At 57.9% G+C, this 15590-nt stretch carries 14 protein-coding genes (1 of these 14 cut by a window edge); 7 read left to right on the forward strand and 7 right to left on the reverse strand.

What is annotated here, in order from left to right:
• The 3 genes in view from sdhA to sdhC are tightly spaced (at most 45 nt apart) and all read right to left on the reverse strand, a layout consistent with a single transcriptional unit that may run on beyond the window.
• A protein-coding gene (gene sdhA, locus B2P87_RS05685) for a succinate dehydrogenase flavoprotein subunit (protein WP_286852202.1) crosses the window boundary here: on the reverse strand, positions 1-686 show its 5' end (the start). 1051 nt of this gene lie to the left of the window's left edge; only the first 686 of its 1737 coding nucleotides appear in the window; it begins with the start codon at positions 684-686; the stop codon falls past the left edge of the window.
• Positions 687-706: 20 nt separating this feature from the next.
• The gene (gene sdhD, locus B2P87_RS05690; RefSeq protein ID WP_286852203.1) at positions 707-1069 is read right to left on the reverse strand and encodes a succinate dehydrogenase, hydrophobic membrane anchor protein; all 363 of its coding nucleotides are present in this window, start codon (positions 1067-1069) and stop codon (positions 707-709) included.
• Positions 1070-1114: 45 nt separating this feature from the next.
• Complete coding sequence (gene sdhC / locus B2P87_RS05695) at positions 1115-1513, reverse strand: succinate dehydrogenase, cytochrome b556 subunit (protein ID WP_206991536.1); 399 nt, start codon at positions 1511-1513, stop codon at positions 1115-1117.
• 95 nt (positions 1514-1608) lie between these two features.
• On the opposite strand from sdhC, the gene B2P87_RS05700 reads away from it, so the two are divergent.
• The 7 genes from B2P87_RS05700 to B2P87_RS05730 all read left to right on the forward strand — a co-directional run bounded on the left by B2P87_RS05700 (position 1609) and on the right by B2P87_RS05730 (position 9673).
• Positions 1609-3369, forward strand: a complete 1761-nt coding sequence (locus B2P87_RS05700) for a DUF885 domain-containing protein (protein WP_286852205.1) — start codon at positions 1609-1611, stop codon at positions 3367-3369.
• 6 nt (positions 3370-3375) lie between these two features.
• Positions 3376-4089, forward strand: coding sequence for a type 1 glutamine amidotransferase (locus B2P87_RS05705; RefSeq protein WP_286852206.1), 714 nt, complete (start codon positions 3376-3378; stop codon positions 4087-4089).
• A gap of 130 nt (positions 4090-4219) precedes the next feature.
• Positions 4220-5734: a phosphomannomutase/phosphoglucomutase gene (locus B2P87_RS05710; RefSeq protein WP_349678100.1), complete on the forward strand. Its 1515-nt coding sequence runs from the start codon at positions 4220-4222 to the stop codon at positions 5732-5734.
• A 226-nt stretch (positions 5735-5960) separates the two neighbouring features.
• Positions 5961-7271, forward strand: a complete 1311-nt coding sequence (locus tag B2P87_RS05715; RefSeq protein ID WP_286852209.1) for a UDP-glucose dehydrogenase family protein — start codon at positions 5961-5963, stop codon at positions 7269-7271.
• Positions 7272-7298: 27 nt separating this feature from the next.
• Complete coding sequence (gene fsa / locus B2P87_RS05720; protein ID WP_286852210.1) at positions 7299-7949, forward strand: fructose-6-phosphate aldolase; 651 nt, start codon at positions 7299-7301, stop codon at positions 7947-7949.
• Positions 7950-7954: 5 nt separating this feature from the next.
• Positions 7955-8770, forward strand: coding sequence for a bifunctional hydroxymethylpyrimidine kinase/phosphomethylpyrimidine kinase (thiD, locus tag B2P87_RS05725; RefSeq protein WP_286852212.1), 816 nt, complete (start codon positions 7955-7957; stop codon positions 8768-8770).
• 84 nt (positions 8771-8854) lie between these two features.
• A complete protein-coding gene (locus B2P87_RS05730; RefSeq protein ID WP_286852213.1) occupies positions 8855-9673 on the forward strand; it encodes a PhzF family phenazine biosynthesis protein in 819 nt (272 codons plus the stop codon).
• 4 nt (positions 9674-9677) lie between these two features.
• Here the strand turns inward: B2P87_RS05730 and B2P87_RS05735 are convergent, their stop codons facing one another.
• The 4 genes from B2P87_RS05735 to B2P87_RS05750 form a co-directional block, all read right to left on the reverse strand.
• Positions 9678-10265, reverse strand: coding sequence for a hypothetical protein (locus tag B2P87_RS05735; RefSeq protein ID WP_286852214.1), 588 nt, complete (start codon positions 10263-10265; stop codon positions 9678-9680).
• Between the two features lie 13 nt (positions 10266-10278).
• The gene (purH, locus tag B2P87_RS05740) at positions 10279-11883 is read right to left on the reverse strand and encodes a bifunctional phosphoribosylaminoimidazolecarboxamide formyltransferase/IMP cyclohydrolase (protein ID WP_286852215.1); all 1605 of its coding nucleotides are present in this window, start codon (positions 11881-11883) and stop codon (positions 10279-10281) included.
• A gap of 66 nt (positions 11884-11949) precedes the next feature.
• Positions 11950-13842 (reverse strand): polysaccharide biosynthesis protein, encoded by a 1893-nt coding sequence (locus tag B2P87_RS05745; protein ID WP_206991527.1) that lies wholly within the window; start codon positions 13840-13842, stop codon positions 11950-11952.
• Positions 13839-15587 (reverse strand): heparinase II/III family protein, encoded by a 1749-nt coding sequence (locus B2P87_RS05750; RefSeq protein WP_286852216.1) that lies wholly within the window; start codon positions 15585-15587, stop codon positions 13839-13841. The genes B2P87_RS05745 and B2P87_RS05750 overlap by 4 nt, the downstream gene beginning before the upstream one ends.
• Positions 15588-15590 lie beyond the last annotated feature (3 nt).

Consider the following 15590-nt stretch of genomic DNA (forward strand, 5'->3'; position numbering starts at 1 on the left):
ACCATGGCATTGCCGTCACCCGTACAGGTGTGAGCCGAGGTACAGGAGAAGAAGGCGCGGCCATACCCGCCGGTCGCAAGCACGACTTTCTGCGCGCGGAAGCGGTGCAGCGTGCCGTCATCGAGTTTCCACGCGGTGACACCGCGGCAAGCGCCTTCCTCATCCATGATGAGGTCGAGCGCGAAAAATTCGATGAAGAATTCGGTCTCTTCCTTGACGCACTGACCATACAGTGTGTGCAGCATGGCGTGACCGGTACGGTCAGCCGCAGCACATGTCCGCTGGACAGGGCCCTGACCAAAATCACGTGTCATGCCGCCGAATGCGCGCTGGTAGATCTTGCCTTCCTCTGTTCGCGAGAAGGGCATGCCCCAATGCTCAAGTTCGTAAACCGCAGCAGGCGCTTCACGGCAAAGATATTCGATGGCGTCCTGATCGCCGAGCCAGTCTGACCCTTTGACCGTGTCGTACATATGCCAGCGCCAGTCATCCTCGCCCATATTTCCAAGCGAGGCGGCAATGCCACCTTGTGCAGCCACCGTGTGGGAGCGCGTCGGGAAGACTTTGGAGATACAGGCCGTTTTCAGGCCTGCCTGTGCGGCGCCCAAAGCTGCGCGGAGGCCAGAGCCGCCGGCGCCAACAACCACGACATCATATGTATGGTCGGTCCAGGTATAATTGCTCATCTTATGTTTCTCCCGCGAGGCTAGACGCCCGCGCCAATCCAGATTTTGAGAACCGACAGGGCCACCGTCACGAACAGCGCGATGCACGCAAAGCTGTTCAGGATGAGCAGGGCCGACTTGGTTCCTGTCTTCGCGATATAGTCCTCGATCACCACTTGCATACCAATGCGCATGTGAAAGAACGCCGCGCCGGCAGTCAGGATCAGCAGGATGGCGTTCCAGGGCTTGGCGGCCCATGCCTGAGCGTCAACGATATTGCCGCTCATCGCGTTGATGATGGAGTAGACGAACCACGGTACGAGGAAGATCAGCGCAATCGCGGAGACGCGCTGACGAATATGGGTTTCGGTGCCGGACTTGGCCGAGCCGAGGCCACGAGCCATTTTGGCTGGCGTAATGAAATCGTGTGAAGACATGTCCGTCGCCCCCTAAAGCCAAGTCGTTGCGGCGAAGATGGCCGCAGCGCCAATAACGGCGAAAAGATAGATAAACACCGACACGGTGCTGGCTGTTTTGGGGTCAAATCCGATATGCGGCCCATCCCAGAGCAGGTGACGGATGCCATTCGCGAAATGATAGAGTACCGCGACAGCCCACAGGAACAGGATGACCTGACCATACCAGGCTGAGATGACGCTTTCGATCACACTATACCATTCGGCATTGGTTGCGAGCGCGACGATCCAGGCGGTGATAAGGAAGCTTCCGAAATACAGGGCTGTGCCGGTAATTCGATGGGTGATGGACGCGGCCATCGTAATGTGGAAACGCCAGATCTGGAGATGTGGCGACAATGGGCGAGGATCTGCCCGGGAAGTGCTTGCCATGAGGGATGACCTTGCTTGCCTGCAATGAACGCTTTGGCTTGGGTTCTAGGTTTCTCTATGGTCCTGTCAACGCCACAGGGCTAGGGAGCGACAATATGAAACCTTTTCTTTTTGCACTTGCCGCAGGGGCGCTCACAGCTGTGCTGGCACAGGGAGCTGCTGCAGATCCGCTCGACGCGCTGATTCCAGCCTATGAGTCTTATGTGGACGCCGTCAGTCCTGAAGATGCAGCACGGGAAGAGAATCGCGCGCCAGATCGCTGGGCGGATGTTCGGCCGGCCTCTATTGCGGCCCAAACGGACGCCGCGCGGGCCCTTCTGAAAGATGTGCAAAAAGCTGAAACCGAACATGTCATCGATCAGGCGATCCTGATTCGCCTGTTGAAATCGGACATCAACTGGGCGGAGACTGATTCGGCCCGCATCCCGTTCACGGGTGACTGGGGTTTTCAGGCCGAACCTGTCTTTGCCGCGATGCGGACAGATATCGACAGCGTGGAATCCGCCGAGGCCTGGATTGCACGCCTGAACGACGTGCCACGCTATTTCGCCGAGAATATCGAGAATATGAGGCGCGGGATCGAAACCGGGTGGACCGCCAACCGGGATCCCCTTGAAACCGTGATCGACCAGATCCGGGAACAGATCATGGACGATGCGTCTGAAAGCGGCCTGTACGCGCCGTTCAAGGCTCTGCCGGAAGGCATCGACCCCGAAATCGCTGCGCGTCTCAGGGCGGAAGGCCTTCAGGCGACCGCTCGTGCCATTTCCGCCTATCTGGATGTCCTGCGCTTCCTTGAAATCGAGTATCGGCCGTATCTGCGTCAGGGTGCAGGAATCGCAGATCTCGAGAATGGACGCGAGGTTTATGCTGCGGCGGTTGAACACTACACGGCCGGGGCGGGCTACAGTCCGGAGGAGATCCATCTTCTTGGCCAGTCGGAAGTCACGCGGATCCGGTCCGAGATGGAACAAATCATCGCAGAAATCGGCTTTGAAGGCAGCTTTGAGGACTTCCTGACCTATCTGAGGACTGATCCGCAATTCTATGCCCAGTCTGCCGATGAGTTGATGGAGGCTGCCGAAGAAATCTCCTCACGCTTGCGCGCCAGTTTGCCGGACTATTTCGGGACGCTTCCGGAGCTGGAATTTGAGGTCCAGCCTGTGCCAGATTCGATCGCGCCGGGCTATACGACCGGCCGTTATGTATCGGGCGATCCGGAGGAGGGTCGCCTCGGTATTTACCTTGTGAATACCTATGCTCTCGACCAAAGACCCCTTTATGAATTGCCCGCCTTGTCTGCGCACGAGGCCGTTCCCGGCCATCATCTTCAGATTGCGCTGGCCCAGGAAATGTCGGACCAGCCGGACTTCCGGAAGAACTATTATGCGACAGCCTTCGGTGAAGGCTGGGGGCTATACGCTGAGCGGATTGCGGGTGAAGCGGGCATTTATCGCACACCTTATGAGCGCTTTGGCGCTCTATCCTATGAGATGTGGCGGGCTTGCCGGCTTGTCGCGGATACGGGCCTGCACTGGTATGGCTGGACACGGTCACAAGCCGAAGCGTGTTTCATTGAGAATTCCGCGCTCGCCCCGCTGAACATCCAGACGGAGGTGACACGCTATATCGGCTGGCCGGGGCAGGCAGTTGCCTACAAGGTGGGCGAGCTCAAATTCCGGGAGCTGCGGGCCAAGGCGGAACTTGAACTGGGTGAGGATTTCGATCTACGCGCATTTCATGATGCGGCGCTTGCAGAAGGCGCTGTACCCCTCGATGTGCTGGAAGTGCGCATTGATGACTGGATTGATACCCAACAAATCAGTCCCTCGGCTCCCAACGTCTTGCCAAACTGAGCCTTCATGAAACTCACCATTATCGAGACCGGGCTCGTGCCTGAACCCATTCGGGCGGATTTTGCGGATTATCCGGAGATGTTCCGGAACCTGATATCTGCCGCAGACCCGGATATCGAGTATGAAACCGTGTCCGTCATTCAGGGAGAGCCTTTACCTGATATCGCCGGGCTGGAGGCGATCCTCATCACAGGCTCTCCTGCGGGCGTGTATGATGACTATGACTGGATCGCGCCGCTGATGCAGTTCATCCGGGATGCGGCCTCAGCCAGCGTGCCACAGGTCGGTATCTGTTTCGGTCATCAGATCATGGCAGAAGCATTGGGCGGAAAGGTCATCAAATCTCCCAAGGGTTGGGGGATCGGTCGGCATTCCTATGATGTGAAAGCATGTCCCGACTGGATGGGGGGCGATTGCCCGGCAACGATTTCCGTGCCGGTCAGCCATCAGGATCAGGTCGTTGAATTGCCGCCGGGTGCCAGCGTGCTGGCGCGGTCAGATTTCACGCCTTTTGCGGCGATAGAGTATGGCAAGACGCCCGCGATATCCTTCCAGTGCCACCCGGAGTTTGATGCTGACTATTCGGCCGCGCTCTACACGATCCGAAAGGGTCGTCCGCTGGCCGCAAACGCTGTCGACATGGCGATCGGGTCGCTGGAACAACCGCTCGACAATCAGCGTTTGGGAAGCTGGATCGCCCGGTTCCTGACTCAGTCCTGAGCGGGGGCAGGGGGAATCCGCCCTTGAAACTCGCAGGTTTCCCCTGTGGCGCGAAACCTGCATACTCTTTGTCGAAGTGACACATTCGTGTTGTAGGGACGCACAAAATCTTCGGAGACGTACGCATATGATGCCCAAACCGCTGGCTGACATTAAGCCAAACACGCTGGAATTCGAGATTCTGCCGCTGGTGAAGCCAACAGGCTTTCGCGAATATGATGCGCGTTGGTGGTTCAACGGAATCGGTAAGGAGAAGGCACCGGAACTGAATTTCACCGGTGTTCAGGCGCTGGGCCTCGGCATGGCAACGCTGTTCCATGAATTGGGGGTCGAGCCCAAAGTAGTGACCGGGCATGATTTCCGCTCGATCAGTCAGCCGATCAAGAACGCGCTCATCCTCGGCATGGTGCAAGGCGGCTGTGAAGTACTGGATGTGGGCCTCGCGCTTTCGCCAATGGTCTATTGGGCACAGTTCGAGCTGGATGCAGCCTGCTGTGCCATGGTGACAGCGAGCCACAACGAAAACGGCTGGACCGGGGTCAAGATGGGGGCCGACAAGCCGCTAACATTCGGACCAGTTGAGATGGGCCGCCTGAAAGAGATCGTCATGGGAGGCGAGTTTCAGCCCCGCGCGGGCGGCGGTCATTTCCGGGTCGATGATTTGCGGGACAAGTATATCAAGGCAGTCGTTGGCGATACGAAGCTTAGTCGTCCGATCAAGGTGATTGCGGCGTGTGGCAATGGCACTGCGGGCGCGTTTGCGCCGGATGCGTTGCGTATGATGGGCGCAGAAGTTGTCGAGATGGACTGCAACCTCGACAACACATTCCCGAAATATAATCCCAACCCGGAAGATGCAGAAATGCTGCATGAAATGTCGAAAGCCGTCAAAGATCTTGGCGCAGATGTCGCGCTCGGTTTTGATGGTGATGGCGACCGCTGTGGTGTTGTGGACAATACAGGCGAGGAGATCTTCGCGGACAAGATCGGCCTGATGTTGGCGCGAGATTTGTCGAAACTCTACAAGGACGCGACTTTCGTCGTCGATGTGAAGTCAACCGGCCTCTACAAGACCGATCCCGTGCTGAAGGAAAATGGTGCGACGGTCGATTACTACAAGACCGGCCATTCCTACATCAAGCGCCGCACCAATGAGTTGGGCGCGCTGGCAGGTTTTGAAAAGTCCGGTCACTTCTTCTTCCAGCCTCCAATTGGGCTTGGTTATGATGATGGGCTGGTTGCGGCGAAGGCCATTCTCGAAATGCTGGATCGCAATCCGGGCAAGACAATGGCCGATATGAAGGGGGAGCTGGGCGTTGCCTATACTTCACTCACCATGTCACCGCATTGCGATGATGAAACCAAATATGGCGTCGTCGACAAGATGGTCGCAGAATATGAAGGCCTGAATGGCACCGAAATTCTTGGTCGGAAAGTCATTGATGTGAATACTGTCAATGGTGCCCGCGTGACACTGGAAGACGGGTCCTGGGTTCTTATACGTGCGTCCTCCAACAAGCCGGAACTGGTTGTGGTGGTTGAATCCATGACGAGCGCCGATGATATGCGCGATCTCTTCCACAAGGAAATCAAGCCGCGCCTCGGCAAGCACCCGGAAGTCGGAGCATATAATCAGGAAATCTGATCCCTTTCTGCCAAGGGAAACTCTTTAGAACATGATCAGGCCTGTATCGCCCGGAGCGGGCCTGATCCATTTTAACCGGGCAGAATGTCTCGCAGCATCCCGCGTGGGCCGGGTGTGAAGTGCCCTCTGGTGAACTGGCCAGAATGGCACACTCAGCCCCTTGACCAACTGGCATAAAAATCGCACCCCCTGCCGCGAAGACACTAGTATCTTGTGAGGATTTTTCATGCGCGTTGCGATGATTGGAACGGGCTATGTCGGCCTTGTCAGCGGAGCCTGTTTTGCCGATTTTGGGCACGTTGTAACATGCGTCGACAAGGATGCATCCAAGATTGAAAAGCTGGAAGCCGGCATCATGCCGATTTTCGAGCCCGGGCTCGACAGCCTGGTTGAGAAGAACGTCAAGGAAGAGCGCCTGTTCTTCACGACCGAAGCCAAGGATGCGATCCGCGATGCCGACGCCGTCTTCATTGCGGTCGGCACGCCCTCACGGCGCGGCGATGGACATGCGGACCTATCCTATGTCTACGCGGCGGCTGAAGAGATCGCCGAACTCATGGATGGCTTCACCGTGATCGTCACCAAATCGACTGTTCCGGTCGGCACGGGCGACGAAGTTGAGGAAATCATCCGCAAGAAGCGCCCTGATGGCGAATTTGCTGTCGTCTCCAATCCTGAATTCCTGCGTGAAGGCGCGGCGATCAAGGACTTCAAGATTCCCGACCGTGTGGTTGTTGGAACCGATGATGACCGCGCCCGTGAAGTCATGCAGGAACTCTATCGTCCACTCTTCCTGAATGAGACGCCGATTCTGTTTACGGCCCGGCGTACATCTGAACTTATCAAATACGCCGCCAACGCCTTCCTCGCTGTGAAGATCACCTTCATCAATGAGATGGCGGATCTCTGCGAAAAAGTCGGCGCGAACGTTCAGGAAGTCTCTCGCGGCATTGGCCTGGATGGTCGGATTGGCAAGAAATTCCTGAATGCCGGTCCCGGCTATGGGGGGTCCTGTTTCCCGAAAGACACGCTGGCGCTGACCAAGACGGCCAATGACCATAATTCTCCCGTTCGCATCGTCGATACGGTGGTTGAGGTGAACGCGGCGCGCAAGAAGGCAATGGCTGAAAAGGTCATTGCGGCCATGGGCGGCGACGTGAAAGGCAAGACAATTGGTGTGCTGGGCCTCGCGTTCAAACAAAACACGGATGACATGCGCGACGCGCCAAGCTTGGATATCATTCCGGCTCTGCAAGCGGCCGGCGCCAAGATCCGGGCTTATGATCCGGAAGCTATGGATGAAGCAGCGCATCTGCTGAGCGATATCGAATTCGCAAAGAGCGCGTATGACGCCATTCAGGATGCCGACGCGATGGTGATTATCACCGAATGGGACCAATTCCGCGCATTGGATTTTGAAAGAATCAAGGAAGCCCTCAGCACAAACATTGTGGTAGACCTCCGGAACATCTATTCACCGGACGACATGGCGGCTCGTGGTTTCAAGTATACATCCATCGGCCGCCCGTCTATCTGAGGCGCTTAGGCAAACAGGATCCTGAACATGAAATTCTTCGTAGATACCGCAGACACTGGCGATATTGCTGAACTGGCGGCGACCGGCCTGATTGACGGGGTTACCACCAACCCATCACTCATCGCGAAGTCGGGCCGCCCATTCGCGGATGTCGTCAAGGAGATCTGCGAGATCGTACCCGGCCCGGTCAGCGCGGAAGTTGTTGCGACCGACTATGACGGGATGATCTCTGAAGGCCGTAAACTGGCGAAGATCGCTGACAACGTTGCCGTAAAGCTTCCGCTGACGCTGGAAGGCCTGAAGGCCTGCCGGACGCTGTCGGATGACGGCACGATGGTCAACGTCACGCTTTGCTTCTCGGCCAATCAGGCGCTGTTGGCGGCCAAAGCCGGCGCAACATTCATCTCGCCTTTCATCGGACGTCTCGACGACATCAATGTCGACGGCATGGAGCTGATCGCTGATATTCGCCAGATCTATGACAATTACCTGTTCGATACGGAAATTCTTGCTGCGTCGATCCGGACAGCCAATCACGTCAAACTATCGGCACTGGCTGGCGCAGATGTGGCGACCATGCCGCCATCTGTCATCAAGGGCCTCGTCAAGCATCCGTTGACCGACAAGGGTCTGGAAACCTTCCTGGCTGACGCAGCGAAGGCCGGCATCAAGGTCTGATCGACATGGCAATGCCAGACGGCCCTCAGGGCCGCGTCCTCATTATCGCCGGATCTGATTCCGGCGGTGGTGCGGGTATTCAGGCTGATATCAAGGCAGTCACCATGCTTGGCGGTTATGCGATGACCGCCATCACCGCCATCACAGCTCAAGATACGCGCGGTGTCCATGGTGTGTGGCCCGTGCCCATTGAGGGCGTGGTCGGGCAGATGCGGGTCACGCTTGCTGACATTGGCGCCGACGCAATCAAGACTGGCATGCTCGGGTCCGCCCCTTTGGTCGAAGCGGTCGCGGAACTGTTGTCGGAGCGTGCTCAATTGGTGCCGCGTGTCATCGACCCTGTCATGGTCGCGACATCGGGTGACCGGTTGGTTGACGCAAAAGCGGTTGAGGCGATCCGGTCAGAACTTGTCCCGAACGCGCGCCTTGTAACGCCCAACGCCCCCGAGGCGGAAGTATTGACCGGGAAGGCGGTGGACTCGGTCAGTGGCCAGCGCCGTGCGGCCGAGGCTCTGCTGGAGCTTGGTGCGAATGGCGCGCTGGTCAAAGGCGGGCATATTGGCGGAGATGTCATCACGGATGTGTTGCAGACGACGACGGGCGAATGGGTGTTTGAAAGCCGCAGGATCGAAACGAGTTCGACCCATGGAACGGGTTGCACACTGGCGTCGGCCATTGCCGCGCTTCTGGCACAAGGAAAAAGTGTTCCGGACTCGGTTGAGCAGGCCCGGGAATACTTGCTGAAAGCGATTCGCGCGGCCAAGGGGTTCGGGTCCGGCCATGGTCCGGTTCATCATGGTTGGATGCTTGACGAGGAATAGACCGCCTCAACGGCCGTTCAGAAATCATCGTTTTTCCAAGTACGCGTCCCGTGGCATTCAGTCGTCCTGATTGGAGACTCTGTCATGCCGACTTTGCCGTTCTACCAAATTGACGCCTTTGCTTCAAAGCCATTCGAAGGCAACCAGGCGTGCATCATGCCGCTGGAGACATTCTTGCCTGATGAAACCCTGCAGGCGATTGCGGCAGAAAACAACGTCGCCGAGACGGCCTATATCGTTCCGGCGGGGGAGGGAGTGTGGACGCTTCGCTGGTTTACGCCGTCGGTTGAGGTTCCCCTTTGCGGTCACGCCACTCTTGGAACTGCACATGTGCTGTACCAGGAGCTTGGATACACCGGTGAGGCAATTGCGTTCGACACGATGAAGTCCGGCCGCCTGCATGTTCGGCGTTTGAAAGATGGACGATTGGAAATGGACTTTCCATCGGCCCCCATTCAAGAAATTCCGGTAACGGATGAGGTAGCGGATGCGCTTGGCACGCGTCCTGTTCAGGCATGGGGCGGCATGTTCTATGCGGCTCGGTTTGAAACACCGGAGGACGTACGTGCGCTCAAGCCGAACCTGAAGGCGCTAAAGGATCTTGGCGCGCCGGGTGAAGGCTGGGATCGTGGGAATTTCGGGTGCTTTTCCGCTGGCGGGGATGGTGTCGCCGTCACCAGCCGCTTCTTCGCGCCAGGAAGCGGAATCGATGAAGACCCTGCAACAGGTAGTTGGCATACGATGCTGGCGCGGGTCATGAGCGAGCGATTTGGTCTGGACGAGATGTCTTGCTACCAAGCCTATCCGGGCCGGGGCGCAAAGATCGATACGCGTCTTGAAGGCGATCGCGCCAAGCTTGTCGGTCGTGCAGTAACAGTGATCGAGGGCAGCTTCCGTCTCTGAATCCTTATTCACTGCCCCAAGGCGGAGGAGGTGGCGCAACGGGTTGTGAAGTATCGAACTCGATTCGGAAAAAGCGTTTCGGGCGCTTCATCTCATAAGCGAACAAATTGTCTGACGGACGCACCTCGATCGCCCAGGTGTTGTCTTTGGACTGAGGAATACCTTCAGAATCGAACAGAGCTTTCGTGGCATCATCCGCCGGAAAGGCCATTCGGCTGGCGCTGGCCTGGTCATTACCTGCGCCGCCATACCATGTGATTGCATCGGGGCTGCCATCCTCATGCGTGTGCGCATGGTGCAAGGCCAGGTGGGGTCCATCATTGTGGAGTACCCAGACACGGGAGCGGTCATCGCCGACATGAAGCGGAATACGGACTTCCTGTGGAGAACAATCCCGAACATGCATAACAATACGCTCTGTGCGCCACTCATCATCTTCTGGATCTTTGCTGACAATCTCGCCCTCAAATGCCTGCCCGCACAGGGCCGTCAATCGAGACATGAATTCTGCGTCCGAATCCTGTTTTACTGACTGGCCGCAGGCGGCTGCCAGAGCCAGAACGACAAGGCTTGCGAGTAGGGGACGCTTCATCTTGGACCTTTCTCTAGTGGCGGAAGTGGCGCATGCCAGTAAAGACCATGGCGAGGCCAACCTCGTCGGCGGCGGCGATGACTTCATCGTCGCGGATCGAACCGCCCGGCTGAATGACGGCTGTTGCGCCCGCTGAAGCGGCCTGAAGCAGCCCGTCTGGGAACGGAAAGAATGCGTCGGATGCGGCAACGCACTCTTTCGTCTTTGGCTCAGGCCAGCCTGCGATGTCTGCGGCGTCCTCTGCTTTGCGCGCGGCAATGCGTGCGGAGTCAATCCGGCTCATCTGTCCTGCGCCAATGCCCACAGTTGCACCGTCTTTGGCGTAGATGATGGTGTTGGACTTCACATGCTTGGCGACGCGCCAGGCGAACAGCATGTCATTCAATTCCTGCTCGGTTGGGACTTTCTTCGTCACGACCTTCAGGTCTGCCTTGCCGATGCGGCCAAAGTCACGATCCTGCATCAGGAAGCCACCGGAGACCGTCTTGACGAACCGGCCAGCCGAAGCCGGGTCCGGCAGGCCTTCCGTAATCAGGAGGCGGAGGTTTTTCTTTTTGGCAAACACTGCTTCAGCGGCTGCATCTGCTCCCGGTGCTATGACGACTTCTGTGAAGACCTGGGAAATTTCCTGAGCGGTTGCTTCGTCCAGCGGGCGGTTCAGTGCGACGATCCCGCCAAAGGCAGAAGTCGAGTCACATGCCAGTGCCGAACGATAGGCTTCGATGATGCTCCGGCCTTGCGCAACGCCGCATGGATTGGCGTGCTTGATGATGGCGACGGCAGGGATCTCATCACCCAGTTCGCCAATCAGTTCATAGGCGGCATCTGTGTCATTGATGTTGTTGTAGGACAGTTCCTTGCCTTGCAGCTGTTTTGCAGTTGCCACGCCGGGACGTTTCTCGCCGGTCACGTAGAAGGCGGCTTTCTGGTGCGGGTTTTCGCCATAGCGCAGCGATTGCTGAAGCTTGCCCCCAAGGCTGGCCCAGTCTGGAGCGGTCTCGCCAAGTTGGTCTGCATACCAATTGGAAATTGCGGAATCATAGGCCGCTGTGCGGGCATAAGTTTTCGCGGCCAACTTGCGGCAGAGGCTGACGCTGACATGGCCATCATTTGTCTCCATTTCAGCAAGCACTGCGTCGACATCAAAGCCATCGGTACAGACGGCGACGAAGGCACCATTTTTTGCCGCCGCACGCAGCATGGCCGGACCACCGATATCGATGTTCTCGATGCAAGTGTCGAAGTCTGCGCCAGAGGCAACCGTCGCCTCAAACGGATAGAGATTTACATAAATCAGGTCGATCGCGCCAATGCCGTGTGTTTCGGCATCTTTCACGTGGGAGGGATTGTCGCGCAGATAGAGCAGACCGCCATGCACCGCCGGGTGAAGCGTCTTGACCCGGCCGTCCATCATTTCCGGAAAGCCTGTCAGGTCGGCAACATCTTTCACATCCAAGCCGGCTTCTTTCAGAAGTTTCGATGTGCCGCCGGTGGAGACCAGTTCGACCCCCTTGGCGGCAAGCTTTTGAGCTTGTTCCACCAGTCCGATCTTGTCAGACACGGAAAGCAGGGCGCGGCGAATGCGAACGGGAGCTCCGCGGGTGGCGGCATCTGTCATGTTGAGAATTCCTTTGGCGCAGGCTGAATGCTTGTGCCGCGGGGCGTATCATGACCGCGGCGTGGGTCAAGCGCTCCAGCGTCGCGCCTTTTCGGCTCGCTCGCTGGCATATTCCGGAACGAGAACGCCCAGCAGGCGGAGGGCTTCAGAGCGTTCGCGCCGGGATGCCGCCTCAATCAGCTCCCCGAGCCGCTTTTCAAAAAGCTCGGAAGGCGCATGCAGGTTTTCGACCTGCCAGATGCCGTCCACTTTGGTGGAGACCACGGCTTCATGCTCATAGGTCAGCACCTCATGCATCTTTTCGCCATCGCGCAGGCCGGTCGTGGTGATCTTGATGTCGACACCTGGAACCAGGCCCTTCATACGGATCATGGTTTCGGCCAATTGCAGGATCGGCATGGGTTCGCCCATATCCAGTACGTAGAGGCCGGTTTCTGATGTGCGATCCTGAAGTGCGGCCGATTGAAGGACGAGCGAAGAGGCTTCCTCGACGGTCATGAAGTATCGGGTCACGCCGGGATCAGTCAGAGTGACGGGGCCGCCCGCCGCGATCTGGCGCTCGAACAAGGGAACCACTGATCCTGATGAGCCAAGGACATTTCCGAAGCGAACAATAGAGGCGGCCATGCCGGTTTGCGCTGCAACCCGAGATACGGCCATCTCGGCCAGGCGTTTGGTGGCGCCCATGACATTGTCCGGATCGACCGCTTTGTCCGTGGAGATAAAGACAAAGCTCTTCGCGCCGACAGCCGCCGCGGCTTTGGCCGCGTTCACTGCGCCCGACACATTGGTCAGGATGGCTTCGCAAATGTTACGTTCCATCAAGGGAACATGCTTCAGCGCCGCCGCGTGGATGACGACATCCGGCTTTGCGCGCGTGAACACGTCACGGACACGGTTCATATCGCGAACATCGCCCAGTCGGGCCGTGTGCCGGTTGGGGGGCAGGATGCCCGCCAATTCCATGTCGATTGAGTAGAGATTGAATTCTGAGGCATCGAACACGGTAATTGACGCGGGTTCGAGCCGAGCAACTTGGCGTGTAAGCTCCGAGCCGATCGTTCCGCCACCACCTGACACCAGGACGTTCGCATTGCTCACAAGAGCGCGGACCGGCTCAATGCAGAGATGGCGTTCCGGGCGCGACAGCAAGTCGGACGGGCGAACGGGCTCCAGCACTTGGGCTGTTTCATCCCGATTCAGCGCCATGATTTCGGCGCCATGGTTAGAAGCGGTCTCAAGTACCCGGATCGTCGTCTCGCGTTTACGTGCAGCACCCGTCACAGCCACCCATGGCGTTTGTTTGTAGCGCACCGTCAACACTTCAATCAGGTCACCCAATTCGTCGAGAGAGCCGAGAATCGGAATGCCGCGAATGGCGCGGCCCGGCTCGGTCGCCTCCACGTCGACCAGGCCGAGCAGACGAATCTTGCTGCTTTGGGCCGATGACTGGATGCGGCGAATGACCTGAACACAGCTCTGTGAATCACCAACGAGAAGAACCGGCTGACCGTTCTTGGCGACCGGGCTGAAGATTTGAAACGGCTCGTGAGTCGTGCGGGAGAGGGCGAACATGCGTCCGGCAAACAGGCCAAGCGTCCACAAGATGAGCGCAACGCTCAATGTGGCGAAGGGCGTGGCCAGTAACCCGTTCAACATGAGCATGACCGGCAAGTAGATCAGGGCTGCAAGACAAACCCCCTGGAAAATCCGCACCGCATCCGGCCAGCCCATATGACGCCAGACCTGCTTCTGGATGCCAAGCACGAGGAAAGATAGTGCGACGGCTGCAGCGAAGAAGGCGGTGCTGATGGCGATCGAATTGAAGGGCAAGTCAGCGCGGGGCGCCTCGGACGACCAGACCAGTAATCCGGAAAACGCCATGGCAATGATCGCGATGCTGATGTCGAACCCGAGGGTCAGCGTCATAGCGCGTCGAGCGGCCTGTTTTGGCGTCATGCGGATCTTTCCTTCAGAAATGCCCAGCGAATACAATTCGGCGGCTGTTGTCCGTCCCCGTTAGGATCTGCAAAACCAGCCATAACGATTTGCTCGGGTCTTTCAACCACACCGCGCGCAAGATAAACTGTACGTTCAAGGCGCGCACCTTCATGGCTTGTCTTGAACTTCCAGACCGTACCGTCATCGCACACCAAACGAATGGCATCTCGGCCCATGATGGCTGTGACCGTAGGATGTAGGTGAAAGCGAATTTCAAAGCCAATGAACTTCCGGTCATCCGACGGCGGCTGAGAGACTGGTCTCACAAGGGAGTCCTCGCCCGTCAATCGCTGGCCATCGCCCGACATGAAAAGGCGGCGACGATGCAGCAATCCACACGGTGCCTTGTATCCGCCATGCTGCGCATCGAGCCATATCTCGTCGCCTTCTTCCAAGCGTTTGGCTGAAATACCTTCCGGTCCATGGGCGGAAAGAAGACGTGATTCGTCATTCAATGAGAATGTGGATGAGTCCCGACCAGCCAGGATCAGTGTGGAGTGGGCCCCCGTGCGCCGCACGGCGGCTTGCCAGTCAACATTCACCTCGGCGCTATAACCGCAAGAGGTAACAAGACGGCTTGGTCCGTCCGAAAGCTCGAATCCAAGCGCGCCTGCATGGGCGAAATCGCTGAAGGGACGCTCGGGCGCTTCGCCACAATCGAGGATCAGCCGAAGGTTATTTTTTTCAAGCTTCTGAAAGCCGGATTTGGGCGCGAAAGTGAACCGGCGGGGTGGAGAGGACAAATGGGCGAGCGCCGCCTCGACAACTTCCGATCTCGCCTCGTCGCTATCATTGAACGGGCTGAGCGCGCCGTCGCCGGCTCGAAAAAAGGCGACCATTGCGCCCATGCGTGAAACCCACTTCTCAAAGAAGTCCGGTTCCGGGTGGCCAGCGCGTCGGAACAGGTCCCGAAGCGTCAAAAGGTGCACAAGCGCGCGCAGGTTTCGCGACGGGCTGCGGCTTACATGCCCACCATCGGGAAGGATTTGCGCCGTGCATTCTGCGTCCAGTCTGGCGAGGGCGGTCTCCAGGCTCATTGCGCGGTCTATGCACAATGCGCCTGCAACGATTGTGACAGCACCGTACCAGCGCGCTTTGGGATCGATGGCCGCGTCGATTTGATCAGAAAGATAGCGGATTTGCCGAACCAGGCATTCCGAGCGGGTTCGTTGGGCATCTGCGGAGCCTGATTCGAAAAGAGCCGCGCCGCACAACATCCAGTTCCAACACCTAACGCTGGTAGGCGCCAGCCTCCAGGAGAACCCATTGAAGCTTCCATGGGATTCGATCCAGTCGTCGACAAAGCGTCTGGCACGTTCTGCCCCAAGGTCGCCCTGATCAAACAGATCAGGCAGCCATGAAAACCGATGCAGCCGATCCGCGAAGTGTTTGGAGGGAAGGAGAGTCGACCATGGCGGTTGGCCCGGCGCGAGGGTCAGACGCTCCATGCCGATGCGCCATATGTCCTGCATCAGCGCTTCGCCGCGCCGGTCATCCGTCGGCACAATTGGGGTCAGATGATGGGAAAACGCATCAGGAATTGGCCCAGACAGCTTCAGCCGCTGCAGGACACCGACTTTGGCATCATCGCCACAAGCTCCACGAAACCTGCGCCAGAGAGCGGCGTCATCTGCGCCGGTTCTCGTGCGGTCAGCAAGGATTTCGCTATCTCCGCCTCCCACGTCCACCGTCCATTCCGTCAAGAA

Origin of the sequence: Leisingera sp. UBA4491 (assembly GCF_002388965.1) — a bacterium.
Lineage (GTDB): Bacteria > Pseudomonadota > Alphaproteobacteria > Rhodobacterales > Rhodobacteraceae > Leisingera > Leisingera aquaemixtae.

What these genes read in the sequence shown, in the direction of transcription:
- B2P87_RS05735 (WP_286852214.1), bottom strand. Translation starts at nt 10,265, where the DNA reads ATGAAGCGTCCCCTACTCGCAAGCCTTGTCGTTCTGGCTCTGGCAGCC.
- B2P87_RS05700 (WP_286852205.1), top strand. Translation starts at nt 1,609, where the DNA reads ATGAAACCTTTTCTTTTTGCACTTGCCGCAGGGGCGCTCACAGCTGTG.
- B2P87_RS05730 (WP_286852213.1), top strand. Translation starts at nt 8,855, where the DNA reads ATGCCGACTTTGCCGTTCTACCAAATTGACGCCTTTGCTTCAAAGCCA.
- fsa (WP_286852210.1), top strand. Translation starts at nt 7,299, where the DNA reads ATGAAATTCTTCGTAGATACCGCAGACACTGGCGATATTGCTGAACTG.
- purH (WP_286852215.1), bottom strand. Translation starts at nt 11,883, where the DNA reads ATGACAGATGCCGCCACCCGCGGAGCTCCCGTTCGCATTCGCCGCGCC.
- thiD (WP_286852212.1), top strand. Translation starts at nt 7,955, where the DNA reads ATGGCAATGCCAGACGGCCCTCAGGGCCGCGTCCTCATTATCGCCGGA.
- sdhC (WP_206991536.1), bottom strand. Translation starts at nt 1,513, where the DNA reads ATGGCAAGCACTTCCCGGGCAGATCCTCGCCCATTGTCGCCACATCTC.
- B2P87_RS05745 (WP_206991527.1), bottom strand. Translation starts at nt 13,842, where the DNA reads ATGACGCCAAAACAGGCCGCTCGACGCGCTATGACGCTGACCCTCGGG.
- B2P87_RS05710 (WP_349678100.1), top strand. Translation starts at nt 4,220, where the DNA reads ATGCCCAAACCGCTGGCTGACATTAAGCCAAACACGCTGGAATTCGAG.
- B2P87_RS05705 (WP_286852206.1), top strand. Translation starts at nt 3,376, where the DNA reads ATGAAACTCACCATTATCGAGACCGGGCTCGTGCCTGAACCCATTCGG.
- B2P87_RS05715 (WP_286852209.1), top strand. Translation starts at nt 5,961, where the DNA reads ATGCGCGTTGCGATGATTGGAACGGGCTATGTCGGCCTTGTCAGCGGA.
- sdhD (WP_286852203.1), bottom strand. Translation starts at nt 1,069, where the DNA reads ATGGCTCGTGGCCTCGGCTCGGCCAAGTCCGGCACCGAAACCCATATT.